The 25,936-nt window shown below is 36.5% G+C and carries 27 protein-coding genes and 12 pseudogenes; 16 read left to right on the top strand and 23 right to left on the bottom strand.

From position 1 onward, the window contains the following. Nucleotides 1-109: 109 nt before the first annotated feature. The 3 genes and pseudogenes from AYJ55_RS03340 to AYJ55_RS03330 all read right to left on the bottom strand — a co-directional run. Nucleotides 110-514 (bottom strand): annotated as a pseudogene (locus AYJ55_RS03340) (integrase core domain-containing protein); the annotation flags it as partial. 21 nt (nucleotides 515-535) lie between these two features. Beyond that, nucleotides 536-1,024 carry an IS630 family transposase gene (locus tag AYJ55_RS03335; protein ID WP_222703423.1) on the bottom strand — a complete coding sequence of 163 codons (489 nt, stop codon included), beginning with the start codon at nucleotides 1,022-1,024 and terminating at the stop codon, nucleotides 536-538. Continuing rightward, nucleotides 993-1,358, bottom strand: coding sequence for an IS630 transposase-related protein (locus tag AYJ55_RS03330; protein ID WP_063654252.1), 366 nt, complete (start codon nucleotides 1,356-1,358; stop codon nucleotides 993-995). The genes AYJ55_RS03335 and AYJ55_RS03330 overlap by 32 nt, the downstream gene beginning before the upstream one ends. A 171-nt stretch (nucleotides 1,359-1,529) precedes the next feature. On the opposite strand from AYJ55_RS03330, the gene AYJ55_RS27930 reads away from it, so the two are divergent. The 4 genes and pseudogenes from AYJ55_RS27930 to AYJ55_RS24800 all read left to right on the top strand — a co-directional run. Continuing rightward, the gene (locus tag AYJ55_RS27930) at nucleotides 1,530-2,042 is read left to right on the top strand and encodes a helix-turn-helix domain-containing protein (RefSeq protein WP_063653633.1); all 513 of its coding nucleotides are present in this window, start codon (nucleotides 1,530-1,532) and stop codon (nucleotides 2,040-2,042) included. Continuing rightward, entirely contained in the window at nucleotides 1,994-2,428 is a 435-nt protein-coding gene (locus tag AYJ55_RS27925) for a transposase family protein (RefSeq protein ID WP_063653775.1), read from the top strand. The genes AYJ55_RS27930 and AYJ55_RS27925 overlap by 49 nt, the downstream gene beginning before the upstream one ends. Nucleotides 2,429-2,578: 150 nt before the next feature. Next, nucleotides 2,579-2,725 (top strand): annotated as a pseudogene (locus AYJ55_RS32560) (IS256 family transposase); the annotation flags it as partial. 183 nt (nucleotides 2,726-2,908) lie between these two features. Continuing rightward, nucleotides 2,909-3,301, top strand: a pseudogene (locus AYJ55_RS24800) (transposase); the annotation flags it as partial. Between the two features lie 116 nt (nucleotides 3,302-3,417). Here the strand turns inward: AYJ55_RS24800 and accC are convergent. From accC to aroQ, 3 genes are read right to left on the bottom strand one after another with little or no spacing between them, the layout of a single operon-like run. Further along, nucleotides 3,418-4,764 (bottom strand): acetyl-CoA carboxylase biotin carboxylase subunit, encoded by a 1,347-nt coding sequence (accC, locus tag AYJ55_RS03310; RefSeq protein WP_063654250.1) that lies wholly within the window; start codon nucleotides 4,762-4,764, stop codon nucleotides 3,418-3,420. Nucleotides 4,765-4,775: 11 nt separating this feature from the next. Beyond that, nucleotides 4,776-5,246, bottom strand: coding sequence for an acetyl-CoA carboxylase biotin carboxyl carrier protein (gene accB / locus AYJ55_RS03305; protein WP_063654248.1), 471 nt, complete (start codon nucleotides 5,244-5,246; stop codon nucleotides 4,776-4,778). A gap of 17 nt (nucleotides 5,247-5,263) precedes the next feature. Continuing rightward, on the bottom strand, nucleotides 5,264-5,761 hold the full coding sequence (gene aroQ / locus AYJ55_RS03300) for a type II 3-dehydroquinate dehydratase (RefSeq protein ID WP_063654634.1): 498 nt from the start codon (nucleotides 5,759-5,761) through the stop codon (nucleotides 5,264-5,266). A 421-nt stretch (nucleotides 5,762-6,182) separates the two neighbouring features. Between aroQ and AYJ55_RS35460 the strand changes: the two genes are divergently transcribed. Both AYJ55_RS35460 and AYJ55_RS03290 read left to right on the top strand, forming a co-directional pair. After that, nucleotides 6,183-6,572, top strand: a complete 390-nt coding sequence (locus tag AYJ55_RS35460; protein ID WP_074167891.1) for a DUF4056 domain-containing protein — start codon at nucleotides 6,183-6,185, stop codon at nucleotides 6,570-6,572. A gap of 330 nt (nucleotides 6,573-6,902) precedes the next feature. After that, nucleotides 6,903-7,700, top strand: coding sequence for a protein bax (locus AYJ55_RS03290; protein ID WP_063654244.1), 798 nt, complete (start codon nucleotides 6,903-6,905; stop codon nucleotides 7,698-7,700). Nucleotides 7,701-7,833: 133 nt separating this feature from the next. Here AYJ55_RS03290 and AYJ55_RS24790 read toward each other — a convergent pair. Further along, nucleotides 7,834-8,138, bottom strand: a pseudogene (locus AYJ55_RS24790) (GntT/GntP/DsdX family permease); the annotation flags it as partial. A gap of 136 nt (nucleotides 8,139-8,274) precedes the next feature. Between AYJ55_RS24790 and AYJ55_RS03280 the strand changes: the two are divergent. The 4 genes and pseudogenes from AYJ55_RS03280 to AYJ55_RS24785 all read left to right on the top strand — a co-directional run. Beyond that, nucleotides 8,275-8,651: pseudogene (locus AYJ55_RS03280) on the top strand (helix-turn-helix domain-containing protein); the annotation flags it as partial. A gap of 261 nt (nucleotides 8,652-8,912) precedes the next feature. Beyond that, complete coding sequence (locus tag AYJ55_RS03275; protein ID WP_063653415.1) at nucleotides 8,913-9,278, top strand: IS630 transposase-related protein; 366 nt, start codon at nucleotides 8,913-8,915, stop codon at nucleotides 9,276-9,278. Continuing rightward, complete coding sequence (locus AYJ55_RS03270; protein WP_162505291.1) at nucleotides 9,202-9,735, top strand: IS630 family transposase; 534 nt, start codon at nucleotides 9,202-9,204, stop codon at nucleotides 9,733-9,735. Before AYJ55_RS03275 ends, AYJ55_RS03270 begins: the two co-directional genes overlap by 77 nt. Before the next feature lie 32 nt (nucleotides 9,736-9,767). Next, a pseudogene (locus tag AYJ55_RS24785) lies at nucleotides 9,768-10,121 on the top strand (IS481 family transposase); the annotation flags it as partial. 124 nt (nucleotides 10,122-10,245) lie between these two features. Here AYJ55_RS24785 and AYJ55_RS27915 read toward each other — a convergent pair. From AYJ55_RS27915 to AYJ55_RS03240, 6 genes and pseudogenes are all read right to left on the bottom strand, one after another. Beyond that, nucleotides 10,246-10,680: a transposase family protein gene (locus AYJ55_RS27915; protein ID WP_063653775.1), complete on the bottom strand. Its 435-nt coding sequence runs from the start codon at nucleotides 10,678-10,680 to the stop codon at nucleotides 10,246-10,248. Beyond that, nucleotides 10,632-11,144, bottom strand: a complete 513-nt coding sequence (locus AYJ55_RS27910; RefSeq protein WP_063653633.1) for a helix-turn-helix domain-containing protein — start codon at nucleotides 11,142-11,144, stop codon at nucleotides 10,632-10,634. Before AYJ55_RS27910 ends, AYJ55_RS27915 begins: the two co-directional genes overlap by 49 nt. Before the next feature lie 371 nt (nucleotides 11,145-11,515). Then, nucleotides 11,516-11,812, bottom strand: a complete 297-nt coding sequence (locus AYJ55_RS03255) for a YqjK-like family protein (protein WP_032115696.1) — start codon at nucleotides 11,810-11,812, stop codon at nucleotides 11,516-11,518. Further along, the gene (locus tag AYJ55_RS03250; protein ID WP_032115697.1) at nucleotides 11,799-12,206 is read right to left on the bottom strand and encodes a phage holin family protein; all 408 of its coding nucleotides are present in this window, start codon (nucleotides 12,204-12,206) and stop codon (nucleotides 11,799-11,801) included. Before AYJ55_RS03250 ends, AYJ55_RS03255 begins: the two co-directional genes overlap by 14 nt. Nucleotide 12,207: 1 nt before the next feature. Next, nucleotides 12,208-12,504 carry an ElaB/YgaM/YqjD family protein gene (locus tag AYJ55_RS03245; protein ID WP_063654238.1) on the bottom strand — a complete coding sequence of 99 codons (297 nt, stop codon included), beginning with the start codon at nucleotides 12,502-12,504 and terminating at the stop codon, nucleotides 12,208-12,210. A 224-nt stretch (nucleotides 12,505-12,728) separates the two neighbouring features. Further along, nucleotides 12,729-13,397 (bottom strand): annotated as a pseudogene (locus tag AYJ55_RS03240) (DedA family protein). Between the two features lie 727 nt (nucleotides 13,398-14,124). On the opposite strand from AYJ55_RS03240, the gene AYJ55_RS03235 reads away from it, so the two are divergent. After that, complete coding sequence (locus AYJ55_RS03235; RefSeq protein WP_063654236.1) at nucleotides 14,125-15,066, top strand: TerC family protein; 942 nt, start codon at nucleotides 14,125-14,127, stop codon at nucleotides 15,064-15,066. A 200-nt stretch (nucleotides 15,067-15,266) separates the two neighbouring features. Here AYJ55_RS03235 and AYJ55_RS24775 read toward each other — a convergent pair. The 4 genes and pseudogenes from AYJ55_RS24775 to AYJ55_RS03215 form a co-directional block, all read right to left on the bottom strand. Continuing rightward, nucleotides 15,267-15,692, bottom strand: a pseudogene (locus AYJ55_RS24775) (transposase); the annotation flags it as partial. Nucleotides 15,693-15,700: 8 nt separating this feature from the next. Beyond that, nucleotides 15,701-16,189, bottom strand: coding sequence for an IS630 family transposase (locus AYJ55_RS03225; protein ID WP_063653499.1), 489 nt, complete (start codon nucleotides 16,187-16,189; stop codon nucleotides 15,701-15,703). After that, entirely contained in the window at nucleotides 16,158-16,523 is a 366-nt protein-coding gene (locus tag AYJ55_RS03220; protein ID WP_063653415.1) for an IS630 transposase-related protein, read from the bottom strand. The genes AYJ55_RS03225 and AYJ55_RS03220 overlap by 32 nt, the downstream gene beginning before the upstream one ends. A gap of 37 nt (nucleotides 16,524-16,560) precedes the next feature. Then, nucleotides 16,561-16,758: pseudogene (locus AYJ55_RS03215) on the bottom strand (IS701 family transposase); the annotation flags it as partial. Nucleotides 16,759-17,314: 556 nt separating this feature from the next. On the opposite strand from AYJ55_RS03215, the gene AYJ55_RS03210 reads away from it, so the two are divergent. Further along, nucleotides 17,315-17,944 carry a lysoplasmalogenase gene (locus AYJ55_RS03210; protein WP_063654233.1) on the top strand — a complete coding sequence of 210 codons (630 nt, stop codon included), beginning with the start codon at nucleotides 17,315-17,317 and terminating at the stop codon, nucleotides 17,942-17,944. Nucleotides 17,945-17,991: 47 nt separating this feature from the next. On the opposite strand, the pseudogene AYJ55_RS03205 reads toward AYJ55_RS03210, so the two are convergent. The 4 genes and pseudogenes from AYJ55_RS03205 to rsmD form a co-directional block, all read right to left on the bottom strand. Next, nucleotides 17,992-18,282: pseudogene (locus AYJ55_RS03205) on the bottom strand (transposase); the annotation flags it as partial. A gap of 155 nt (nucleotides 18,283-18,437) precedes the next feature. Then, entirely contained in the window at nucleotides 18,438-18,620 is a 183-nt protein-coding gene (locus AYJ55_RS24765) for a hypothetical protein (RefSeq protein ID WP_074167889.1), read from the bottom strand. A gap of 346 nt (nucleotides 18,621-18,966) precedes the next feature. Further along, nucleotides 18,967-19,230, bottom strand: a complete 264-nt coding sequence (locus tag AYJ55_RS03200) for a DUF1145 family protein (protein WP_063654231.1) — start codon at nucleotides 19,228-19,230, stop codon at nucleotides 18,967-18,969. Nucleotides 19,231-19,246: 16 nt separating this feature from the next. After that, nucleotides 19,247-19,825, bottom strand: coding sequence for a 16S rRNA (guanine(966)-N(2))-methyltransferase (gene rsmD / locus AYJ55_RS03195; protein WP_063654230.1), 579 nt, complete (start codon nucleotides 19,823-19,825; stop codon nucleotides 19,247-19,249). A 213-nt stretch (nucleotides 19,826-20,038) separates the two neighbouring features. On the opposite strand from rsmD, the gene ftsY reads away from it, so the two are divergent. From ftsY to rpoH, 4 genes and pseudogenes are all read left to right on the top strand, one after another. Next, a complete protein-coding gene (gene ftsY, locus AYJ55_RS03190) occupies nucleotides 20,039-21,283 on the top strand; it encodes a signal recognition particle-docking protein FtsY (RefSeq protein ID WP_063654229.1) in 1,245 nt (414 codons plus the stop codon). Nucleotides 21,284-21,288: 5 nt separating this feature from the next. Next, a pseudogene (gene ftsE, locus AYJ55_RS03185) lies at nucleotides 21,289-21,953 on the top strand (cell division ATP-binding protein FtsE). After that, nucleotides 21,946-22,905 (top strand): permease-like cell division protein FtsX, encoded by a 960-nt coding sequence (ftsX, locus tag AYJ55_RS03180; RefSeq protein WP_063654227.1) that lies wholly within the window; start codon nucleotides 21,946-21,948, stop codon nucleotides 22,903-22,905. Before ftsE ends, ftsX begins: the two are co-directional and overlap by 8 nt. 227 nt (nucleotides 22,906-23,132) lie before the next feature. Continuing rightward, nucleotides 23,133-23,990, top strand: coding sequence for an RNA polymerase sigma factor RpoH (gene rpoH, locus AYJ55_RS03175; protein ID WP_063654225.1), 858 nt, complete (start codon nucleotides 23,133-23,135; stop codon nucleotides 23,988-23,990). Nucleotides 23,991-24,647: 657 nt separating this feature from the next. Here rpoH and fis read toward each other — a convergent pair. Both fis and dusB read right to left on the bottom strand, forming a co-directional pair. Beyond that, nucleotides 24,648-24,944 carry a DNA-binding transcriptional regulator Fis gene (fis, locus tag AYJ55_RS03170; RefSeq protein WP_032115641.1) on the bottom strand — a complete coding sequence of 99 codons (297 nt, stop codon included), beginning with the start codon at nucleotides 24,942-24,944 and terminating at the stop codon, nucleotides 24,648-24,650. Further along, a pseudogene (gene dusB, locus AYJ55_RS03165) lies at nucleotides 24,911-25,934 on the bottom strand (tRNA dihydrouridine synthase DusB). The gene fis and the pseudogene dusB overlap by 34 nt, the downstream one beginning before the upstream one ends. Nucleotides 25,935-25,936: the final 2 nt, after the last annotated feature.

Raw genomic sequence — 25,936 nt, 5'->3', positions numbered from 1 at the left:
GAAAAAATTAGGATGTTTATATTTTGTCAGTTTATCCATGCATTAAAAATATTGTAATAGCTCAGACTTGATCTGACAGTTGCCGGTTATTTATACAGTACCTGTCAGGTTAAATTTGATTTAAATCTTTCTCTCTCCAAAGTTGTTTTCCATCGTGTAAAGTTGCCATAGGAGTTCGACCGCAACACATTTTTCCTTGATGAGTGCGTTGGTTATTATATTCCGCTAACCATTTATCTAAATCAGCTTGTAATTCATCTAAAACCCTATAGATTTTCTTACGAAAAGCCACCTGATAGAACTCTTGTAATACAGTTTTATGAAAGCGTTCACAAATCCCATTGGTTTGAGGTGAACGAGCTTTAGTTTTTGTATGATCAATATCATTGATAGCGAGATAAAGTTGATAATCGTGATGTTCAACTTTACCACAATACTCACTGCCTCTGTCCGTCAGTATACGTAACACCGGTAACCCATGCTGGGAATAAAAAGAGAGAACCTTGTCATTTATAGCTAGGCGACTTAATTTTGATTACAGCATATGTATTAAAAACAGGTCATCGATAGTGCATCCTGTTTCCATCTTTTTACGTTTAGCTTGAGACCATTTATGTTCTATAAGATTTAAATCTGGTGAATACACAGGCAAATATTCTATCTGGTGTCCTGCGTTTATAATTGCCTGTTCAATATTCTTACCTTTGTGAAAGCTAGCGTTGTCCATAAAAATAACAGAATTTTCAGGAAGTTCTGGGAGCAATATTTTTGTGATCCAAACATAAAAAACATCACGATTAATATTGCAATCAAATAATCCGATAGCAAAAAGGGTTGTTCCCAATAAAGCGCCAATAACATTTGTTCTTCCCTTAGCACCCCAGTTTTTCAGGCCAAAACAACGGTGACCTTTTGGGGAATAGCCGTGAGTTCGTGGAGTGTCATGTGAAAAACCACTTTCATCAATAAAAACAACAGATTTATCTTTTTTTTCATACTGTTGTCTTTTTTGCTGATGTGCCAGCCTGTCGCTTTCGTTGGTTTTTGGATGGAATAGAGTTTTTTTTATAGGTTAATCCCAGCTTTTTAAGGGATTGCCAAATAGTCTTTTTACAAACACCGAATCGCTCTGCCCGTTCCTTTTGGCAAGCATCTGGATACTGTTCCACATCTTTTGCTAAAGCATTTTTATCGAGCTTCCTCTTACGTGGCGTTGAATTTTTTGGCTCTGGTCGTTTAAGCCAACGTACTAAAGACGCTTTTCCAATACGGAATTGTTTCGCAGTTTCTCGAATTGTTAAACCTTCGGCTTTCCTTACAGATATTACTTTACGTCGAAAATCAATTGTATAACTCATAACACACCTTGTAATCAAAATTAAGTCGCCTAGCTATAATAAATCTGCCGCCGTTATCGCGCTTTTTGTTGTGTAAAGCTTACAATAAAATAGTTGCTGAATAGAGACTTGCATTTTTTGTCACGCTATAGACAATAAAAAGAGGTTTAACTTAGAAAATAACGGTTTGAAATGATCAACAAAGAGCGGTTGTTACGAGATAATCGTTTATGTAAAGCAATCATTGGATTATCAGTCGAAGAATTGAAAAATTTAGCCGCTGAATTTTCAGCTTGTTATTTGATTTATCGGAAAAAGAATCGAAAAGATCACGAGCGGCAGATGGGTGCAGGGCAGAAAGGATTTATCCCAACCCCATTAGATAAACTGCTTTTTATTTTATTGTATTTAAAATGTTATCCGACCTATGATTTGCAAGGACTTCTTTTTGGTTTAGATAGAACACGGGTATGTCGCTGGGTAAAAATATTATTGCCGGTTTTAGAGATGACCTTGGGGCGAGAATGTGTTTTGCCCGCTCGTCAAATTCGCTCTGCTGAGGAATTTTTTCGCGCCTTTCCTGGAGTTAAAGACGTCTTTATTGATGGGACAGAGCGACCTGTCCAAAAGCCTAAGAATCTGCGTCGGCGAAAAAAATGTATTCGGGAAAGAAAAGACAGACCACTCGAAAAGGGCTTATTATGACTGACGAAACGAGGAAAATTGGATTTATCCCCATGATCAAAAATGGGCGCCGTCACGATAAACGCTTACTCGATAAAGTCGATATAATTCGCCATATTCCCCCTGAGGTAACCATCTGGGCCGATACCGGTTTTCAAGGTATAGATAAACAGCATCCTAATACACAAATCCCAAAAAAAGGAACTCGAAAAAGACCTTTATCGCCTGAACAAAAACAAGAAAATAAAATAATCTCGGGCATCCGTATTACGGTTGAACACGCCATCGCGGGTATCAAGCGCCTAGGTTGTATGACCCAAATTTTACGGAATCGTAGACCCTTTATTGATGATACCTTTTTACTCCTTAGTGCCGGTCTTTGGAATTTCCATCTCAGAACAGCCTAAAATTTACTTCAATCACCGAAATACCCTTATTTCACTATTAAGCAACACGCTTATAGAATTACCTTTTATTTAATTATCTAATGATGTTAATTAAAACCGGTAACGCTCTTTTTTAAATCAGAATTGTCAGATTAAGTTAAGACTAATACAAATGAAAACAGCTTATTAAAATTACTCTATATTGGCATCAATCAGGTATCCAACAAATGGACTATGCCGATTAGTAACTGGGCGTTAACCATTGCTCAATTGTCCATCTATTTTAAAGGGCGCCTAGATGGTATAATCAAAATATAAAATCCCCTGACACAGAATTATGAACACCCTCCCATCAGGCAATAAAGTTCAGTAAGATTTTCCATAATTGTTTAACAATGCTCTAATCTTTAACCAGATTGTTAGAGTATTTTAACGAAATATGCGCATTCAACTATTTGAATAGCAAGACTTTCACTTTATTTCTTATCCCGAACTCAGGTTAATATACAATTGAACAAGTTAGACATCTCAGAAGAAGGAACCTTAATACACTTACGAGGTTATGGTTGGGTGACAGTTTTCAAATTTATAGCCAAAAACGGCCGTATTGATTACTTAGTAACAAATAAAGAGAATCCCACCCGTCAATACGTCAAATCTATCATGGATGCCCGTTGGTCTGTTGAAGTTTATCATCGAGAAATTAAACAAAATTGTGGTATTGAACGCTGTCAGGCTCGCACGAGTCGGGCGCAAAGAAATCATATTTTTCTCGCTATTTCTGCGTGGTTTGAACAACATAAACGCCGTATATCTGAAAAAATAACTATTTATCAACAAAATTGGCATGTAATCAAAAATGCTATTGCTGAGCAGATCAGGGGGGGTTATTAGTTATACCATTAGGTTTGTGAGAAACTCGTGTATTAGTTAAAGATTATCTTCAGAAAAAGTATCAAAAATTAGGGTACATTCCGTACCCTATTGTGATGAAAGGTGAATAGAAAAGTTTATTCCTGTGAAGCGAGTTTTTTTTCGAGATAATGGATATTGGTACCACCTTTGAAAAAATTGCTGTCATCCATAATTTTTTGTTGTAATTCTATGTTAGTTTTAATGCCATCAATAATTAATTCAGATAAGGCATTTTTCATCCGAAGGATAGCAATTTCCCGGGTTTCACCATATGTGATCAGCTTACCAATCATAGAGTCATAGTAAGGTGGAACGGTGTAACCTGCATAAATGTGTGATTCCCAACGTATACCAAAACCACCAGGAATATGGAGGCGAGTAATTTTACCCGGACTTGGCAAGAAGGTATTTGCATCTTCTGCATTAATTCGGCACTCTATTGCATACCCATGAATTTTAACATCTTTTTGTTTAATAGATAGGGGTAAGCCAGAAGCGATCCTTAACTGTTCTTTAATCAGATCAACCCCAGTGATCATTTCCGTCACAGGATGCTCAACTTGAATACGCGTATTCATTTCAATAAAGTAGAATTCGCCATTTTCATAAAGGAATTCAAAAGTACCGGCACCACGATAATCGATATCAAGACAAGCTTTTGCGCAGCGCTCGCCAATGCTTTTACGCATATCAACTTTAATACCTGGTGCAGGCGCTTCTTCAACCACTTTTTGATGGCGACGTTGCATTGAGCAATCACGTTCTGCTAAATAAATCTCATTGCCTTGACCGTCAGCAAGTACTTGAATCTCAATATGGCGTGGATTTTCCAGGAACTTCTCCATATAAACCATACTATTATTAAAGGTAGCTTTGGCTTCGGCACGAGTTAGAGTAATGGCTTGTTCTAGCTCACTTTCGTTACGAACAACGCGCATACCGCGGCCACCACCACCACCAGATGCTTTAATAATAACTGGGTAGCCAATTCGATTAGCAATTGTTTTATTGGTTTTTATGTCATTTCCTAAAGGTCCGTCTGAGCCAGGAACACAAGGAACACCGGCTTTTTTCATCGCCTCAATGGCAGAAACTTTATCACCCATAAGTCGAATAGTTTCTGGTTTAGGACCAATAAATATAAAACCAGAGCGTTCCACTTTTTCGGCAAAGTCGGCATTTTCAGATAGAAAACCATAACCAGGGTGAATGGCTTCTGCAGCAGTAATTTCTGCTGCAGAGATGATTGCTGGAATATTAAGATAACTTTCAGCTGAAGCGGCAGGTCCGATACAGACAGTTTCATCAGCAAGTAATACATGTTTTAAGTCACGATCGGCGGCAGAATGCACGGCGACGGTTTTTATTTTTAGTTCTTTACAGGCACGTAAAATGCGTAAAGCAATTTCGCCACGGTTGGCGATAACAATTTTTTTAAGCATAGGATGCCTCGTTATTCGATGATAACCAATGGCTCGTCAAATTCAACCGCTTCTCCATTTTCCAGCAGAATTGCTTTAACTACACCTGCTTTGTCTGCTTCGATCTGATTCATCATTTTCATCGCTTCGACAATACATAGAGGATCCCCTAGCTTAACCGTTTGACCGACTTCAACAAATGGTTTTGCTTCTGGACTTGGTGCTCGGTAGAAGGTACCTACCATTGGCGAGCGAACAGTATAACCACTGATTTCTGCTTTTTTCTCATTTGTTGTTTCAGGTAAAATTTGAGAAGGTGCTATGGCGTTTGCTAAAGCCGGTTGATGCGTGGTTGGCGCTGCCATATACTGTTGTAAATTTGGTAAATTCTGCACGATTGTACGGCTAATACGCACTGATTCTTCACCTTCCGAAATTTCTAGTTCAGAAATGCCAGATTCTTCAACAAGCTCAATCAATTTTTTAATTTTACGAATATCCATAAGCTAATTCCGCATTTTTATTCTTTACATTTATTAGGTTGGGATTCATCAATGGTTGCTAATTCTTCAATATTTAATAAGAATTTAACCGCGGCTTCTAATGCAAAAATATAACCATCAGCATGGAAACCACAGATGACGCCGTTTGCAATATCGGAGAGATAGGAGTGATGCCTAAATGACTCACGTGCATAAATATTAGTAAGGTGGATCTCATAAAAAGGAATGGCAACGCTTAATATTGCATCTCGTACTGCCACACTAGTATGCGTTAATGCTGCAGGGTTAATCAATATAAAGTCGACTTTCCCTTGAGCTTGATGGATTTCATTAATAAGCTCATGTTCCGCATTAGATTGAAAATGACTTAATTTAACTCCTAATTGTTTTGCTTTTTGGCTCGTTTGGTTAACAATATCCTGAAGTGTAAGAGCACCATAGAATAGTGGTTCTCTAGTCCCCAGCATATTTAAATTTGGGCCATTTAGCAGCAAAATGTGGAAATCTTTTGCCATTTTGCGGGTATCTCCGACTGATAATTGATAATTAGACAACATAACTTGATGCTAATAGTTTGTCATCTTTTTCTCATAATGAAAACGTTTATTTTGACGACAAAGAGCGATATTATAAACATTTCATAGCAATTAGCAGCAAAATTTTAGTCTAATCAGCAAGCTTGTCTCTAATATTAGAAATTTAACGTATTTTTACCAGTGTCTGGCCAGTAATTTGGTTATTGATTACACGCGTTTCGCACCAATAAAAAAACGCTCTATTTTTAAGTTTAATTCAGCATAATATATAAATAGACAAAATCTTATAAATTAAAAGCAACTTATTGTAATTTACACAAAATTATACGTTTTAGTAACTTGCAAATTAACCATTGCTTTTAAGCCATTTCTGGAATTTTAATATGCCTGTGCGAAACTCGTGCTCTATTCCAACCTGTTAGGTCCTCGTATTGCCCTTACATTGATTTTACAAGGTCAGGCCAGTTCAGTGACTCAATTTAGTGTAGCCATGGCTAAAATATTACCATTAGCGTTAAAAGAATTAGGCGCTTACGCTAAAAACGAAACCAAACAAATGTTCGATCAAATAGATAATCTATGGTGGAATAGCAAAATGCATGTCCCTGAAAAATTTCTGGTCCTAAAACGAGACTATGAAACCAGAGTACACGTATACCAATCATGCCGCCAAAAAATATCCAACACGGACACAAATTGTCACTTCCTAAGAATTATAAACACTATAAGCTATCCCAATTTGCGCAACTACTACAGCTGTGGCCAACAAAATATTCTACTGCCTTACTAGCTAAAAATGGTTATTGGACACGTGAAGACTTTCCACAAATAGCAAAATTTACTGAAATTTGCGATAATTTGGAATTAAAGCAGCGATAAAATCATTAATTTCTGCTAAAAATATAGTAGTCCCCCATGTAATTAATTAAATAAGTTTAACTATCTTAATGTTTCATCAAAATATAACTTATTGTAAAATAATGATAAAAATTTTTTAATTAAAATTAACAAATTTAAACTAAAGTTTAATTAATAAATAGCCAATAATAAGTAGCACTTGTTAAATTTATCTGCTAGGATTTGTGCAAATTTTGTTCAACTTGAAACGAGGAGAAGCGCCATGCCCTCTCGAACGATGAGGACTAACGCCGTCTTCGCTTTCTTGGTGTTATTGTTTTCAACTAATTTTAGTTATTCATCAACCAGTACGAGTTTGTCTCTAAAAGAGTATTATCACAAACCTGTGCAGACAAAAGAACTAACTCGTCTGCCTGATATACGAAAATACCCTTCAGGAGCTGCTCGCAAGAAAGCGTTTTTAAAAGCGATTGTCCCAATAATTGAAAAGTACAACTACAACATCATGCAAGATCGCCAGTGGTTATTATCCAAACGTTACAATAAAAATTGGAACGCTGCTGATAAACAACGATTAAATCAAATTTGTACCAGTTATAATATACAATGCAGTTCACCTGCTAGCTTAAACTGGAACAAGCTGTTAAGTCGTATTGATATTGTTCCTACCCATTTTGTTGTTACCCAAGCAGCAACAGAATCAGGTTGGGGAGCTTCTGGCTTAGCACAGAAAAATAATAATTTGTTTGGCATGAAATGCGGTCGTAAATGTACCTACAGTCCAGGTACCATCAAAGGCTATGCGGTTTATTCATCTGTCGATGCATCTGTCAATGCATACTTAAGAAATTTGAATACCAATAATGCCTATCAGTTATTGCGCAATTCACGCGCACAGCAGCGTAGAACTCAGAATTCATTAAATACCAGTGTATTAATTGATAATCTGAAAAACTACTCACAACTTGGAGATAAATATAATCGTTATTTACAAAATATGTTCTCAAGTAACGAAGAGTTAATCACCCAAGTTCAGCAGAATATGACAAAGCATATTTAATCAACTTTGCTGTAATAATTACTAAAAATAAAATCCATACATAATAAATGTGTGGATTTTATTATTTTTTAAATGTTAACACCCTAATCCCTAACACAATAGCATCATTTAAAATTCATTTTATTCACTAACTTCAAAGAAAAACAAAAAATAGCATACCTATAATCACCCCAACAGTCCCTAAAATAGTTTCCATTAAAGTCCAAGTTTTTAATGTCGGACCCTCGGTAGCACCAGTAAACTTACTAAACAACAAAAATCCAGAGTCATTTACATGGCTTAGTACTATTGAGCCGCCAGATATACAAACTGCCAAAGCGGCTAAAATTGCGCGCCAGAATAACCTAACTCACTGAGCACCGGCAATATAAGTCCAATAGTCGTTAAACAAGCTACCGTCGCTGAACCTTGAATAATACGTACAGCAGCAGCTAATACAACACGAGTTTCGCACAAACCTAATTTGGGTATACTAATACATATTAGTCTTAACTTAATCTGACAATTCTGATTTAAAAAAGAGAGTTACCGGTTTTAATTAACATCATTAGATAATAGAATAAAAGGTAATTCTATGTATCAAACAAATAATCCTATCACAAACATAAAGTCGGGTTACTTAACCTTGCTGAAGAGCTTAATAACGTCTCAAAAGCCTGTAAGATTATGGGGGTATCCCGAGATACTTTCTATCGCTATCAAGAGCTTGTTAACGATGGTGGGATCGATGCCTTAATTAATCAAAATCGACGGGTACCTAACGTAAAAAATAGAGTAGATGAACAGATTGAAAGCGCTGTAGTTGAGTATGCGATTGAATACCCTGCACACGGACAACACCGCAGTAGTAATGAACTAAGAAAAAAAGGAATTTTTGTTTCGGGAAGTGGTGTTCGTTCTATTTGGCTACGTCATCATCTTCACGAGTTTCGCACCAATAAAAAAACGCTCTATTTTTAAGTTTAATTCAGCATAATATATAAATAGACAAAATCTTATAAATTAAAAGCAACTTATTGTAATTTAAACAAATTTATACGTTTTAGTAACTTGCAAATTAACCATTGCTTTTAAGCCATTTCTGGAATTTTATATGCCTGTGCGAAACTCGTGATCTTGAAAATTTTAAAAAACGTCTAAAGGCGCTAGAAGATAAAATATCGACAGAAGGGATTATAGCTAGGCGACTTAATTTTGATTACAAGGTGTGTTATGAGTTATACAATTGATTTTCGACGTAAAGTAATATCTGTAAGGAAAGCCGAAGGTTTAACAATTCGAGAAACTGCGAAACAATTCCGTATTGGAAAAGCGTCTTTAGTACGTTGGCTTAAACGACCAGAGCCAAAAAATTCAACGCCACGTAAGAGGAAGCTCGATAAAAATGCTTTAGCAAAAGATGTGGAACAGTATCCAGATGCTTACCAAAAGGAACGGGCAGAGCGATTCGGTGTTTGTAAAAAGACTATTTGGCAATCCCTTAAAAAGCTGGGATTAACCTATAAAAAAAACTCTATTCCATCCAAAAACCAACGAAAGCGACAGGCTGGCACATCAGCAAAAAAGACAACAGTATGAAAAAAAAGATAAATCTGTTGTTTTTATTGATGAAAGTGGTTTTTCACATGACACTCCACGAACTCACGGCTATTCCCCAAAAGGTCACCGTTGTTTTGGCCTGAAAAACTGGGGTGCTAAGGGAAGAACAAATGTTATTGGCGCTTTATTGGGAACAACCCTTTTTGCTATCGGATTATTTGATTGCAATATTAATCGTGATGTTTTTTATGTTTGGATCACAAAAATATTGCTCCCAGAACTTCCTGAAAATTCTGTTATTTTTATGGACAACGCTAGCTTTCACAAAGGTAAGAATATTGAACAGGCAATTATAAACGCAGGACACCAGATAGAATATTTGCCTGTGTATTCACCAGATTTAAATCCTATAGAACATAAATGGTCTCAAGCTAAACGTAAAAAGATGGAAACAGGATGCACTATCGATGACCTGTTTTTAATACATATGCTGTAATCAAAATTAAGTCGCCTAGCTATATCCTGTCAGAATCACAAATCAGCGCACTCGAAAAAAAAAGCACAGGATGATGAGGCCAATGGTGAGATTGAAACAGCACATCAGGGTTATTTGGGGTCACAGGACACTTTTTATGCCGGTCATTTAAAAGGCGTTGGTCGTGTTTATCAACAGACTTACATTGATACTTACAGTAAATCGTTCATTGTAAGCTTTACGCAACGAAAAGCGGGATAACGGCGGCAGATTTATTAAATGACAAGGTTCTGCCTTTTTACACTCAGCATGGATTACCGATTTTACGTATACTGACGGACAGAGGCAGTCAGTATTGTGGTAAAGTTGAGCATCACGATTATCAACTTTATCTCGCTATCAACGATTGGCAACTTTATACGAGGGAAAACAACTTTGGAGAGAAAAAGATTTAAATCAAATTTAACCTGACAGATACTAAGCGTGTTGCTTAATAGTGAAATAAGGGTATTTCGGTGATTGAAGTAAATTTTAGGCTGTTCTGAGATGGAAATTCCAAAGACCGGCACTAAGGAGTAAAAAGGTATCATCAATAAAGGGTCTACGATTCCGTAAAATTTGGGTCATACAACCTAGGCGCTTGATACCCGCGATGGCGTGTTCAACCGTAATACGGATGCCCGAGATTATTTTATTTTCTTGTTTTTGTTCAGGCGATAAAGGTCTTTTTCGAGTTCCTTTTTTTGGGATTTGTGTATTAGGATGCTGTTTATCTATACCTTGAAAACCGGTATCGGCCCAGATGGTTACCTCAGGGGGAATATGGCGAATTATATCGACTTTATCGAGTAAGCGTTTATCGTGACGGCGCCCATTTTTGATCATGGGGATAAATCCAATTTTCCTCGTTTCGTCAGTCATAATAAGCCCTTTTCGAGTGGTCTGTCTTTTCTTTCCCGAATACATTTTTTTCGCCGACGCAGATTCTTAGGCTTTTGGACAGGTCGCTCTGTCCCATCAATAAAGACGTCTTTAACTCCAGGAAAGGCGCGAAAAAATTCCTCAGCAGAGCGAATTTGACGAGCGGGCAAAACACATTCTCGCCCCAAGGTCATCTCTAAAACCGGCAATAATATTTTTACCCAGCGACATACCCGTGTTCTATCTAAACCAAAAAGAAGTCCTTGCAAATCATAGGTCGGATAACATTTTAAATACAATAAAATAAAAAGCAGTTTATCTAATGGGGTTGGGATAAATCCTTTCTGCCCTGCACCCATCTGCCGCTCGTGATCTTTTCGATTCTTTTTCCGATAAATCAAATAACAAGCTGAAAATTCAGCGGCTAAATTTTTCAATTCTTCGACTGATAATCCAATGATTGCTTTACATAAACGATTATCTCGTAACAACCGCTCTTTGTTGATCATTTCAAACCGTTATTTTCTAAGTTAAACCTCTTTTTATTGTCTATAGCGTGACAAAAAATGCAAGTCTCTATTCAGCAACTATTTTAATCTATCACGAGTTTCGCACCAATAAAAAAACGCTCTATTTTTAAGTTTAATTCAGCATAATATATAAATAGACAAAATCTTATAAATTAAAAGCAACTTATTGTAATTTAAACAAATTTATACGTTTTAGTAACTTGCAAATTAACCATTGCTTTTAAGCCATTTCTGGAATTTTATATTCTTGTGCGAAACTCGTGTCTATTATGCAAAAAAATTGAATGAATTAATCGAGAATAGTTTTTTGTCTAAAAGGAGTGAATTGTTATTATCAATTCGTAAATGGATTACGCTTTTTTGGCTATAAATGTTTGTATAGTTTTTGCTATCCCCCAAACACCGATAGCTCGTCGACTGAGTCGATAAAGTTTTTTAGGATGACGGATATTATAGAGTGCAATTAATGAAAAACTAGCAATGAGCAGTGGTTTGAAAACTAACATTTTTTGCCAGGTACGATCATAAGATGCAGTAATTGTTAACCAATGTTCAGACGTAGCTGATAACGCATTACGTTGCTGTTGAATATTAGTCAACAATTGCTGCTTTTTTAATACCAGTTGTTTACGTTTACTCAGTTTCATCTTCATTCTGTTTTAACTGTTTGATATCCTGTTTTAATTGTTCACGGGTTGCGGCTAATAGAGTCTTGCTATGGGCTATTTTTAATGTCCAGCAAGTACCTAATAACGCTAGGATAAGTAAAACAGCGGTTGTAATCGCAACGACTTGTATACGATAGGCTGGATCAACCATGAGAAAAATTAATACCAGCAAACTCATAAGGCCAAATGCGATCAATAGTAATGTGGTGCCGGCTAATAAAATCAGTTGGACAAAGGTCTGCTTTTCTTGTTCGAGTTCGACTGCAACAAGTTGCAGCCTTGTCTCAACCATATTAATAAGAATAGAACCTATTCGTTGTAAGGTGCTTAGCAAGCCTTTAGCCGGTCCATCTGGATGTTGATTTTCTCGCATATTAACGTTTAGCCAGTAAAATGCCTAATATAAGCCCGACAACGGCACCAACACCAACACCTGTCCATGGATTTTCATGTACATAATCATCAGCACGGCCGGCAACTTCCTTAGTTTGATGAATAATTTTACCGCCTACATCACTCAGTTTTTGGCGAGAATCATCTAACGCTTTTTCTGCTTTACGGCGAATTTTGTCAATTTCTGCTTTGGATTTATTTTCTGTATTGTGCAAAACTTCTTCCAAAGAATCCGCTAATGATTTTAATTCTGTACGCAGGTTTTCGGTATTTTTCATAACGTTAACCTCTCTCAATAAATAATGTTAATTTTTATCACTCTTATTCTTTGAGAATAGTAAAAGAACCAATAAAATCAATCTATATCTCATTTAAGGTAATTTAAAATTTGTTATATTGAAATATAAAAATAATTATACTGGTATGAAAATTTGATAAACGGTTTGACCGAAAGCTATGCTGTTACCAGGAAAGTAGGCAACAGCATTAAGTTAGGTTGGATTTAGGGATTACGGCGCTTAAATTTTTTCTTTAGTACTACGGCTATACTGCCTATTGTGCCAATAAAAAGCAAAACAACCGGGATCAGCATCAAAATACTCATGATTTGGCGTTCCTAGTATTGATTGAAAGAGTGGGCTTTTACCGAATACATAACCAATAGTGGTTAAAATCAATACCCAAAGTAATCCACTAAGCCAATTAAAAAACTGGAAGCGTTTATCAGGTAAACCGGATAGGCCGGCGATGGTAGGTAGGATGGTCCTGATAAAAGCAAAAAAGCGGCCAATAAGCAGCGCTGCCAAGCCATGGCGATGAAACAGGCCATAAGCACGTTGGTGATAATGTTCAGGTAAATGAGAAAGCCAGCTTTGCACAATTTTATTATTTTCTAGCCATTTACCCTGAAGATAGCCTACCCAGCAACCCAAACTGGTGCCTGCGGTTAAGATAATAACTGTCAATGGATAATTGATAGTGCCTTTAGCTATTAGGACGCCTACTAGAATAAGTAAACTGTCACCGGGTAAAAAAGCGGCAGGTAATATTCCATTTTCCAAAAATAATATTATAAATAATATAATGTCGATAGCCCATACTAAATGAAGGATTCATTAGCATATTGTAATCTTGATGCCAGAGTGCAAAAAAACTCTTTAACTAATTCCATCAAGTGTTTCCTAAATACCGTGATCTTTAAACCTAATTGGCAGTTATTACCTATTATCCCTTATTAGACACGAGTTTCGCACCGACAAATAAACAAGTTATTTATAAGTTCAATTCAACATAATATATAATTCGCAAAAATTGCTAATTCAAATATAACTTATTGAAATAAATATATATTTTATATTATTTAGTATCTTGCGGATAAAACATTATTTTAGCTATTTTTAGAACTTTATATGTCTGTGCGAAACTCGTGTTAGAGATAATGTGAATCTAGTTAAAAGGGTTGTAGTATGAGCCTAAATATTAAATTCAGATATAAGCATAATATATTTAGATTAGTGTAATACTCTAACAAAATCATAAATAACTAAATAGCAAATTTTTCGTTGAAATTGACTCTCTGTTTAATATTTTATTTTTTTACAATTCATGAAGTACATTTACCTATATCTTGTGTTTCGCTAGCAGATCTTTTATTTTAATAGCTAGCAAAGGGGAGTAACTTCTTTAGCCGGTCTATCGTCATTACGGTGTTATGTGCCCAGTAATCGGGCATCACAGGTGGATATCAAAGTAGCTTTTGTGTTGTAAGTAAACCTTGCCAGTGGGCAAGGTTTACTTATAATTTAAATTAGTGGAATAGAAACCTATGAAGACTAAAATGGATTATAGCGGCTGAGCCTTCTGCAGGAATCAGCCGTTTTTCGTTTCTAGGAGCTAAAATGCATTCTGTTGGTACTCCCGTATTATGGGCAATCTTTACTGTTGTTATTGCGATTATGTTACTTATTGATATTTCTTTACAGGGTAAGCATCCGGGAAGAGAAATAACAGTAAGACAGGCTGTTGTATGGAGTTTTATTTGGATTAGTTTGGCATTATTGTTTGCCCTAGGTTTATGGTTTTATTTTAAACAGACAACTAGCCTAACGATTGCTAACCGCCAAACAATGGCTTTTTTAACCGGTTATTTACTGGAAAAAGCGTTAGCTGTTGATAATGTATTTGTTTGGTTAATGCTATTTAATTATTTTTCAATCCCAGTCAATTTACAGCGCCGAGTTCTTATCTATGGTATCTTGGGTGCGATAGTATTGCGTACTATCATGATCTTTACAGGTAGTTGGCTAGTCTCTCAGTTTCACTGGGTTTTGTATCTCTTTGGCATTTTTCTATTATTTACTGGTATAAAAATGTTCTTTGTTAAAGAAAATGATCAATCGATTGATAAAAAACCACTAGTAAAATGGGTCGGTTCTCATTTACGCATGACAAATACTTTACATGGTGAGCGTTTTTTTATTCGTCAACAAGGTATTTTATTCGCTACTCCGTTGATTATGGTATTAATTTTAGTTGAGATTAGTGACATTATTTTCGCCGTGGATAGCATTCCTGCTATTTTTGCAGTAACCACGGATCCTTTTATTGTATTGACTTCAAATCTATTTGCGATTTTAGGCTTGCGAGCGATGTATTTTGTTTTATCAGGTATTGCTGAAAAGTTCTCTATGCTAAAGTATGGGCTATCTATTATCTTAATTTTCATTGGCATAAAAATGTTATTAATGGATATTTTTTATATTCCAACCGCTATATCGCTAAGTATTGTTGCAGGGATTTTAACATTAACGATATTCATTAATCATATTGTTAATAAATAAAAAAATTATTTAATTACAAAATAAATATCTTTAAATATTATAATGTTGTATCCCTTTATATTGATTAACAATGATAGAAAGGGATATTGCTACTTTCTCTATTAGTAAAATGAGTTCTACTAGTTAATTTATTAATAAAAGAGTTAGTTAATTGTTTATCTAATAAATCTGTTTTTATCTATCACGAGTTTCGCACAAAACTAATTTGGGTACGCTAATAAAACACGGATGTGCTCAGTAATAGCATTTTTGATTACGTCCCAATTTTGTTGATAAAGGGTTATTTTTTCAGATATACGACGTTTATGTTGTTCAAACCACGCAGAAATAGCGAGAAAAATATGATTTCTTTGCGCTCGGCTCGTGCGAGCCTGACAGCGTTCAATACCACAATTTTGTTTAACTTCTCGATGATAAACTTCAACAGACCAACGGGCATCCATGATAGATTTGACGTATTGACGGGTGGGATTGTCTTTGTTTGTTACTCTGTAATCAATACGGCCGTTTTTGGCTGTAAATTTGAAAACAGTCACCCAACCGTAGCCTCGTAAGTGTATTAAGGTTCCTTCTTCTGAGATGTCTAACTTGTTCAGTTGTTTGTTATGGTTATAGCTAGGCGACTTAATTTTGATTACAGCATATGTATTAAAAACAGGTCATCGATAGTGCATCCTGTTTCCATCTTTTTACGTTTAGCTTGAGACCATTTATGTTCTATAGGATTTAAATCTGGTGAATACACAGGCAAATATTCTATCTGGTGTCCTGCGTTTATAATTGCCTGTTCAATATTCTTACCTTTGTGAAAGCTAGCGTTGTCCATAAAAATAACAGAATTTTCAGGAAGTTCTGGGAGCAATATTTTTGTGATCCAAACATAAAAAACATCACGGTTAATATTGCAATCAAATAATCCGATAGCAAAAAGGGTTGTTCCCAATAAAGCGCCAATAACATTTGTTCTTCCCTTAGCACCCCAGTTTTTCAGGCCAAAACAACGGTGACCTTTTGGGGAATAGCCGTGAGTTCGTGGAGTGTCATGTGAAAAACCACTTTCATCAATAAAAACAACAGATTTATCTTTTTTTTCATACTGTTGTCTTTTTTGCTGATGTGCCAGCCTGTCGCTTTCGTTGGTTTTTGGATGGAATAGAGTTTTTTTTATAGGTTAATCCCAGCTTTTTAAGGGATTGCCAAATAGTCTTTTTACAAACACCGAATCGCTCTGCCCGTTCCTTTTGGTAAGCATCTGGATACTGTTCCACATCTTTTGCTAAAGCATTTTTATCGAGCTTCCTCTTACGTGGCGTTGAATTTTTTGGCTCTGGTCGTTTAAGCCAACGTACTAAAGACGCTTTTCCAATACGGAATTGTTTCGCAGTTTCTCGAATTGTTAAACCTTCGGCTTTCCTTACAGATATTACTTTACGTCGAAAATCAATTGTATAACTCATAACACACCTTGTAATCAAAATTAAGTCGCCTAGCTATATGGTTAACAATCCTGTTTTTCCTCAGCGTAGTTATCCAAACCCAACCATGAGAGCGAATTGATTTCAGATTATCCAGGCTAGAATACCAGGCATCCATCACTACCGCTTCTGGTATGATCCCTCTTTTTTTAGCAAAAGCGAGCATTTCGGAAAAGTGCGTGTTTTTTGTTTTTCCATCAGAATCTTTATCATAAATAACCTGAGTTCGGGATAAGAAATAAAGTGAAAGTTTTGCTATTCAAATAGTTGAATGCGCATATTTCGTTAAAATACTCTAACAATCTGGTTAAAGAGTAGAGCACACGAGTTTCGCACAGGCATATAAAATTCCAGAAATGGCTTAAAAGCAATGGCTAATTTGCAAGTTACTAAAACGTATAAATTTGTTTAAATTACAATAAGTTGCTTTCAATTTATAAGATTTTGTCTATTTATATATTATGCTGAATTAAACTTAAAAATAGAGCGTTTTTTTATTGGTGCGAAACTCGTGGGATAATCTTTCTTATTCAATGACCTCAACTTGATAACTGATAATCGGAGAATTATCATTAATGACATCTTGTCGACGTTGATCAAAAAAACGTTTCGTCGCTAGCATAATAATGCTAATAATAGTAATAAGGAATATAACCGATTTATTCACAATATTTTCCCAAGCTTTCATTATTCATATATTTAGTAACTATTATTGTCTATCCTCTAATAGGATCAATAATTTCTAATTAACCTTCTTAGTTAGTGGGGAAACCATGATCAGTTGGCCATTTCTTGCTGTGTTATTTTCTGGTTGGCTCTATATTGATGCTGCCTATCGCGGTCCACAATGGCAATGCTGGCTGTTTCGCCCAGTTACGCTATTATTGTTAGTATTTTGGGCCAGGAGTGCCGATTTTACTGATGCTGCCGGCTATCTGATCATGGCGGGTCTGTTGGTGATGCTAATTGCTGACAGCTGGCAAATGCTTTCCAAGGAACGCTTATTGCCCACTATTTTCTTGCTGTCTCTAAGCTACCTACTTTATACCATCAGTTTTGCTATGCAGATGAATTTCACTTTCTACTTGCCATTACTGACTATCCTACTAATCCTTAGTGTCATGGTATTAATTATAATCTGGGCACCTCTTGGTTCACTACGCGCACCTGCCATTTTTCTACTAACAATGTCATTCATTATGGCTTGGATAGCGGGTGAACAATATTTCGGTCTAGCAAGAGAACATAATTTTTCCATTATGATAGGTGCATTTTTACTTTTTATTGCCAACAGTATTTGGCTTATCGCCAACTTTCGTTATCCATTTAAAGCTTCTAAAGCAACAATTACCGCTTGCTATTTTATTGGTCAATTTTTCATTGTACGTTCGCTTTACTTATAAGTTGGATTAATAACCATTTTTCAGCTAAACACGAGTTTCGCACAAAACTAATTTGGGTACGCTAATAAAACACGGATGTGCTCAGTAATAGCATTTTTGATTACGTCCCAATTTTGTTGATAAAGGGTTATTTTTTCAGATATACGACGTTTATGTTGTTCAAACCACGCAGAAATAGCGAGAAAAATATGATTTCTTTGCGCTCGGCTCGTGCGAGCCTGGCAGCGTTCAATACCACAATTTTGTTTAACTTCTCGATGATAAACTTCAACAGACCAATGGGCATCCATGATAGATTTGACGTATTGACGGGTGGGATTGTCTTTGTTTGTTACTATGTCACGAGTTTCGCACAGGCATATAAAATTCCAGAAATGGCTTAAAAGCAATGGTTAATTTGCAAGTTACTAAAACGTATAAATTTGTTTAAATTACAATAAGTTGTTTTTAATTTATAAGATTTTGTCTATTTATATATTATGCTGAATTAAACTTAAAAATAGAGCGTTTTTTTATTGGTGCGAAACTCGTGTATGTAATTAATACGGCCGTTTTTGGCTGTAAATTTGAAAACAGTCACCCAACCGTAGCCTCGTAAGTGTATTAAGGTTCCTTCTTCTGAGATGTCTAACTTGTTCAGTTGTTTGTTATGGTTAACAATCCACGAGTTTCGCACCAATAAAAAAACGCTCTATTTTTAAGTTTAATTCAGCATAATATATAAATAGACAAAATCTTATAAATTAAAAACAACTTATTGTAATTTAAACAAATTTATACGTTTTAGTAACTTGCAAATTAACCATTGCTTTTAAGCCATTTCTGGAATTTTATATGCCTGCGCGAAACTCGTGTAAAAAAGGAGAAGGAATATAATGCGATTAAAAAAGGGGATAGAGGTACGCTTTATATGCAGGGAACAAGATTTGTTCGCTTTGAAGGCAAAGCCAATGCAAAATAGCTAAATTTATCAGCCAATAATGCATTGCCCTTGTAATTACTTGCGATTTATTTTTTTATAGTTAGTCAGTTTTTTGACTTTTCTGCCAGGCTAAAAGTTCAAAAACGCCGAATAGAAAGATTTTTATTTGCAGCCATCGAGGATGTTTTTCTGTTTTAGCAAAAGCGGTATGCAAAAAAATGGCTTGCATGGCATGCATAAAAATCATAAATATCATTGCTACATCTATAAAATATTTTAATGGTTTTGGAAACGGATGAATTAAATTAAACATCATGAATCCCCAAACAAAAACCATTAATAATTTTCCAGCATTTATTAACATGATATTTTCCAACTGATTATTGATTACGAATATAAAGACAGTAAGCGACTTGCCCAGCAACTTTTTTACGATGAAGCTGCCAATTTTTAGGTAACAAGGCTAAATTAGCTTCTGCTTCTGCCTCAACATAGATCCAACAATTTTCGCTTAACCAACCATTTTGTTCTAATAGCAAGGCTGTTTGTTGCAATAGATCTTTACGAAAAGGCGGATCAAGAAAAATGACATCATAGGCTGTGCCGTTCTGTGCCAGATAGTTCAATGTATCGCTATTAATCACTTGTACATTTTTTGCCTCTAATTTAGCTAGATTGGCCACAAGTTGTGTTGCGACGGAGCGCTCTAATTCAATTAAGGTAGCTGAAGCGGCATAGCGAGAAAGTGCTTCAATAGCTAAAGCGCCACTACCAGCAAAACAATCAAGGCAGCGAGCCTCCTGAATAACAGGCATTAACCAATTAAATAAAGTTTCTCTGATCCTATCTGTTGTGGGGCGTAAGCCCTCACTATAAAAAACAGGTAGTTTACGCCCTCGCCATTTCCCGCCAATGATACGAATTTGGCCACGTGATGCAGATTGTATTTTTCTTGCCATAATTTACATAGTTTAGTCATTACAGTTTGTTAATATAGGTGATAATAATACCAATGTTTATCGACAGCATGTACAACATAAAAATTATCGCTAATTTAACATGAAATGGGTGTCAGATATGTGTTGCAATCAAATCAAGTGATACACTGCCATCCTATTTTTATTATTTACATTGGTAACACCATATTTTTACCGCTAGGAGTGTAATGGCAGATGGCTAAAAAGAGAAAAAAAAGTTTTTTTTCCTGGCTAGGTTTAGGATCTGAAAATGAAGTGCAAGAAAGAGAGACAGAGCAACAATCCGAACCGAAAGTAGAAGACAGCTCTGAAGAGGTGACGGATGTAATAGCAACATCACAGCAGTTTGCAAAAGTAGAAAAGGGGCAACCTCAAGTAGCGGAAGAAAAAAACGATCAATGCCAAACAGCAGACATGAAAGCCGCAAAAATTGTTACACCTAGTCAGCAGATAACCACTTTGCAAGACATAGATGAACAGAAAAAAGTACCGCCGATACAACAGCCAAAAAAACCGACAAAAGAGAATTTCTTTGCGCGGTTAAGACAAGGTTTATTAAAAACGCGGCAGAATATGGGGGTCGGTTTTGTTAGTTTTTTTCGTGGTAAAAAAATTGATGATGAGCTATTTGATGAGCTAGAAGAACAACTTTTAGTTGCTGATGTGGGGCTAGAAACAACACGAAAGATTATAGATAGCCTAACTACCCATGCTAATCGTAAAGAGTTGAATGATGCTGCGATGCTTTATAGCAAATTGCGCGAAGAGATGGCCAATATCTTATTTGATGTTGATAAGCCATTGGTTATAGAAAATAAGCTACCTTATGTAATATTGATGGTTGGGGTTAATGGGGTCGGTAAAACCACAACAATTGGTAAGTTAGCCCACCAATATCAGGCAGAAGGTAAATCAGTAATGCTAGCGGCTGGCGATACATTTAGGGCAGCGGCGGTTGAACAATTGCAAGTTTGGGGAGAGCGTAACAATATCCCGGTTGTTGCTCAGCATACTGGCGCAGATCCTGCTTCAGTTATTTTTGATGCCATTCAGTCGGCGAAAGCGAAGGGAGTCGACATATTGATTGCTGATACTGCCGGACGATTGCAAAATAAAGCACATTTGATGGAAGAGTTGAAAAAAATTGTCAGAGTTATGCAAAAACTTGATCAACAAGCGCCTCATGAAGTGATGCTAACATTAGATGCGAGTACTGGTCAAAATGCAATTAATCAGGCTAAAATTTTTCATGAGGCAGTGGGGTTAACTGGCATTATTTTAACTAAACTTGATGGTACAGCTAAAGGTGGCGTGATTTTTGCTATTGCCGATCAGTTTAAGATCCCGATTCGCTATATTGGGATTGGTGAAGGCATTGATGATCTCCGGCCATTTGTAGCTAATGATTTCATCGAGGCGCTTTTTGTCCGAGAGGATTAATATCAATGATTCGCTTTGAACATGTTAGTAAAGCTTATCGTGGTGGCAAGCAAGCACTTCAGGGCGTTGATTTTCATATTCATCCTGGAGAAATGGCATTTCTTACCGGCCATTCGGGGCGGGGAAAAGTACCTTATTAAAGTTAATTTGCGGTATTGAACGCCCCAGTACTGGCCATATTTGGTTTGGTGGTCATCACATTAGTCGCTTAAAAAAACGGGAAGTCCCTTTTTTACGTCGGCAGATAGGTATGATCTTTCAAGATCATCATTTGTTGTTTGATAGAAACGTATATGACAATGTCTCAATGCCGCTGATTATTGCCGGTGCCAGCTCTGAGGATATTCGTCGTCGGGTTTCTGCCGCTTTAGATAAGGTGGGTTTACTTAATAGAGCGAAAAGTTATCCAATCCAATTATCAGGTGGGGAACAGCAGCGGGTAGGTATAGCTCGCGCAATTGTTAATAAGCCTAGTGTATTGCTAGCAGATGAGCCAACGGGTAATTTGGATGATGAATTATCTGAAGGCATTATGCGATTGTTTGAAGAATTCAATCGAGTTGGGGTAACAGTTTTGGTAGCCACTCATGATCTTGAGCTTATTGAGCGTCGTCATTATTCTATTTTGACATTAAGCGAGGGAAGAATGGTAGGAGGTCAAAATGGTTAAAAAACCTATCCATAAAATAGGCAAAGCCAAGGCATTGAAAGGAGGGTGGCGAGAGCAATGGAGCTATGCTTGGTTAAATACATTAGCTGATATGTTACGCCAGCCTTTAGCCACGCTTTTGACGGTGGCTGTTATTGCTATTTCGATAACGTTGCCCAGTCTTTGTTATATTGTTTGGAAAAATGTTTCACAAGCCGTGCAACAATGGTATCCCGCACCCCAATTAACCCTTTATTTGGATAAATCATTAGATGAAAAAGGCGCTGAACAGACAGTCGCTGAGCTTAAGCAATTAGATGGTGTTAAGAGTGTTAATTACCTGTCGCGGGAAGAAGCCATGATTGAGTTTTACAATTGGTCAGGATTCGGCCCAGCGTTAGACCTGTTGGAAGAAAATCCTTTACCGGCAGTAGCCATTATCACGCCTAAAATTGATTTTCAAAATTCACAATCATTGATAAACCTGCGTAATAAAGTAGGTCAATTAGCTGGAATTGAAGATGTTCGCATGGATGATAGTTGGTTTACCCGTTTAGCAGCATTAACAGGGCTGATTGGACAAATTGCCATGGTGATTGGTATTTTAATGGTTATGGCGGTATTTTTAGTGATAGGCAATAGTATAAGACTAAATATTTTTGCCCGTAGGGATACGATTAATGTCATGAAATTGATTGGAGCGACAGATGGTTTTATTATGCGTCCTTTTTTAAATAGTGGTATTATACTGGGATTCTTTGGTGCTTTACTCTCATTAATACTTTCTGCATTATTGATATGGCAACTGACCGGTATCGTTACACAGGTAGCGGGTGTATTTGGTACTACATTTCATATTCAAGGTTTTTTATGGGATGAGGTGCTATTAGTTATATTGATTGCCGCAATGATTGGCTGGTTAGCGGCTTGGCTGGCTACAGCTCAACACTTAAGACGTTTCACGCCAGAGTGATCATTATCAGCAGGAAAAGTGATTTGGATGATCAATATTGAACTTTTATGCTGACATTTTGTCGAAGTTAAAAGTTCAATGTAATTAAATCAAGGCAATTTTCTTCGATACCAAGCAGTGGTAAACTACTCGATATCAGATTAATCGCTGAGCAATGGAATCTGCTCAAATATAAACTTTTTTATTTAGAACTAACTCTTAGTTTATTGAATTCAAAGAGGATATCAATGACCAAAGATATGCAATCATTAGCATTAATTCCACAAGGTAGCATTGAAGCTTATGTGCGATCAGCTAATGCTTATCCGATGCTGACCGCAGAGGAAGAACAAGAATGTGCAAAACGGCTGCATTATCATGGTGATTTAAATGCGGCTAAACAGCTTATACTCTCTCATTTACGTTTTGTTATTCATATCGCGCGTAATTATTCAGGTTATGGATTGCCACAAGCGGATCTGATCCAAGAAGGTAATATCGGTCTAATGAAAGCTGTGCGTCGTTTTAATCCTGAAGTTGGCGTACGTTTAGTTTCATTTGCTGTTCATTGGATAAAAGCTGAAATTCATGAATATGTATTGCGTAATTGGCGGATAGTTAAAGTTGCCACCACTAAAGCTCAACGTAAGCTTTTTTTCAATTTGCGTAAGAATAAGAAACGTATCGGCTGGTTTAATCAAAATGAAGTCGATATGGTTGCCAAGGAGCTAGGCGTAACCAGCAAGGATGTTCGTGAGATGGAATCGCGAATGGCTGCACAAGACATGGCATTCGACATGAATGACGATGATGATCATGGTGAAAATACGACTATTGCCCCCGTTTTATATCTACAGGATAAATCTTCTGATTTTGCCGTTAGCATTGAGGAAGATAATTGGGAAAACCATGCTACTGATAAATTAACGCAGGCATTATCCACCTTAGATGAGCGCAGTCAGGATATCATTCGTGCGCGTTGGCTTGATGAAGAAAACAAGACCACTTTACAGGATTTAGCCGATAAATATAGTGTATCGGCTGAACGTGTTCGTCAATTAGAAAAAAATGCCATGAAAAAACTTCGGTTAGTAATGGAAGCTTAAAATAAACCACATTCGCGTGATGTAAAAACCTAGCTGAAATTTTTGTTATGTAGCCAATTTAAAGTTTGGCAATTAACTATATGAAAAGTTGTTGAAAGATAGAAAGGTAATAGTAAATTTATTTTGATTGTTACCTGTTAAAATAAAAAGGCATTTACCTGTGATGCTATCTTAGTCTTAACTTAATCTGACAATGCACATGGCTCTTTATATCAATTTAATAATTATCAAATCTACATTCTATTTTATGAAATTTTTGATTTTATTGATTGTTATTGAGTAAGGATTTAAAAAATTTAACTGTTTTTAATTAAGCGATATTTTTTCACTGTGTTTGCTAGTGAACGCAGGATATGCATAGGTATTAGCAAATTTATGCTAAATTTGGTAGAACCTGAAACTGAGCTGTCAGATCTGATTGCCTGTTAGTAGCCAATCGATTCGATCTAACATATAGAGCTGATTTCAACGTTGAGTAATTGGATTCTGCCGATTTTCTTTAGATCTGCCATTAGCTATCGCTATCGTTTCATCAAGTTTTCGTCTTATCTTCTATTTATATATTTGTTCAGTAAGTAGTAGGGTATAAACAATAACAAAAAAGCACTTATATAAAATATAAAAGTGCTTTTTAATCAGTATGTTAACCACTTATGGCTAGTTCATACCATATTTTTTCAATTTCTTACGTAGAGTTCCACGGTTGATGCTTAACATTAACGCAGCACGGGTCTGATTTCCACGGGTATATTGCATTACCATATCTAATAATGGTTTTTCCACCTCAGCCAATACTAATTCATATAAGTCATTAACATCCTGGTTATTAAGTTGGGCAAAATAGTTTTTCAGTGCTTGTTTAACTGAATCACGTAGTGGCTTTTGAGTTATTTGATCTTGTGAATTTACAGTAGCAACGGTTAGTACGTCAGAATTTCCGCGTTGTTCGAACATAGTTCTGTCAGCTCTTTTCTTTGATTTACGCAAAATTTTTCGAAATATGCCTCCAACACTTCCAGCTGTTCGCTGGCATCCTCCATGGTGTTGAATGTGCGCCGAAACTGGTCATCAGGTGCATGTTCTCTTAAGTACCAAGAGACATGCTTGCGTGCGATGCGGATTCCTTTGCTTAGACCGTAAAAGTCATGCAGCTCCTTAACATGCGCTTGCATTAAGCACTGCACCTCAAATAGGCATAGGTGGCAGTAACTCACCTGTTTCCAGGTAATGCTGGATTTCCCGAAAGATCCAGGGTCTTCCCTGAGCAGCCCTACCAATCATTAAGGCATCAGCCCCAGTATAGTCAAGCACTGCTCTGGCTTTAAGCGGGTCAGTAATATCGCCATTAGCGATAATAGGAATAGTAACATTTTGCTTAGCTGCTCGAATGCTGTCATATTCAGCTACACCATTAAATAAGCAAGAACGAGTTCTGCCATGAATAGTTACAGCTTGAATACCACAATGTTCGGCCAGTTGAGCTATTTTTATACAGTTCCGTTCTTCAGGAGACCAACCAGTGCGAACCTTTAATGTAACAGGAACATCAACCGCATTCACAACAGCTAATAGAATTTTCTCAATCAGCTCTGGATAGCGCAATAATGCTGAACCTGCTAACTTACGGTTCACTTTCTTGGCAGGGCAACCCATATTGATATCGATGATCTGAACACCATTTGCAGCATTAATTCGTGCAGCTGCTGCCATTTCATCGGGATCACTACCTGCAATTTGCACAGAACGAATGCCTAATTCATCACTATGGATCATTCTCAATCTGGATTTGTCTGTTTTCCAAACCTGAGGATTGGAAGAGAGCATTTCCGACACTGTCATATCAGCACCCATTGAGTAACACAGTGACCGAAAAGGCCTATCGGTGATACCCGCCATTGGTGCTGCAATGAGACAGTTTTTTATCTGATATTGACCAATATACATAG

Source organism: Candidatus Arsenophonus triatominarum (assembly GCF_001640365.1).
Lineage (GTDB): Bacteria > Pseudomonadota > Gammaproteobacteria > Enterobacterales > Enterobacteriaceae > Arsenophonus > Arsenophonus triatominarum.
The sequence above is the reverse complement of the archived record's forward strand: the minus strand, read 5'-3'. Positions and strand labels throughout refer to the sequence as shown.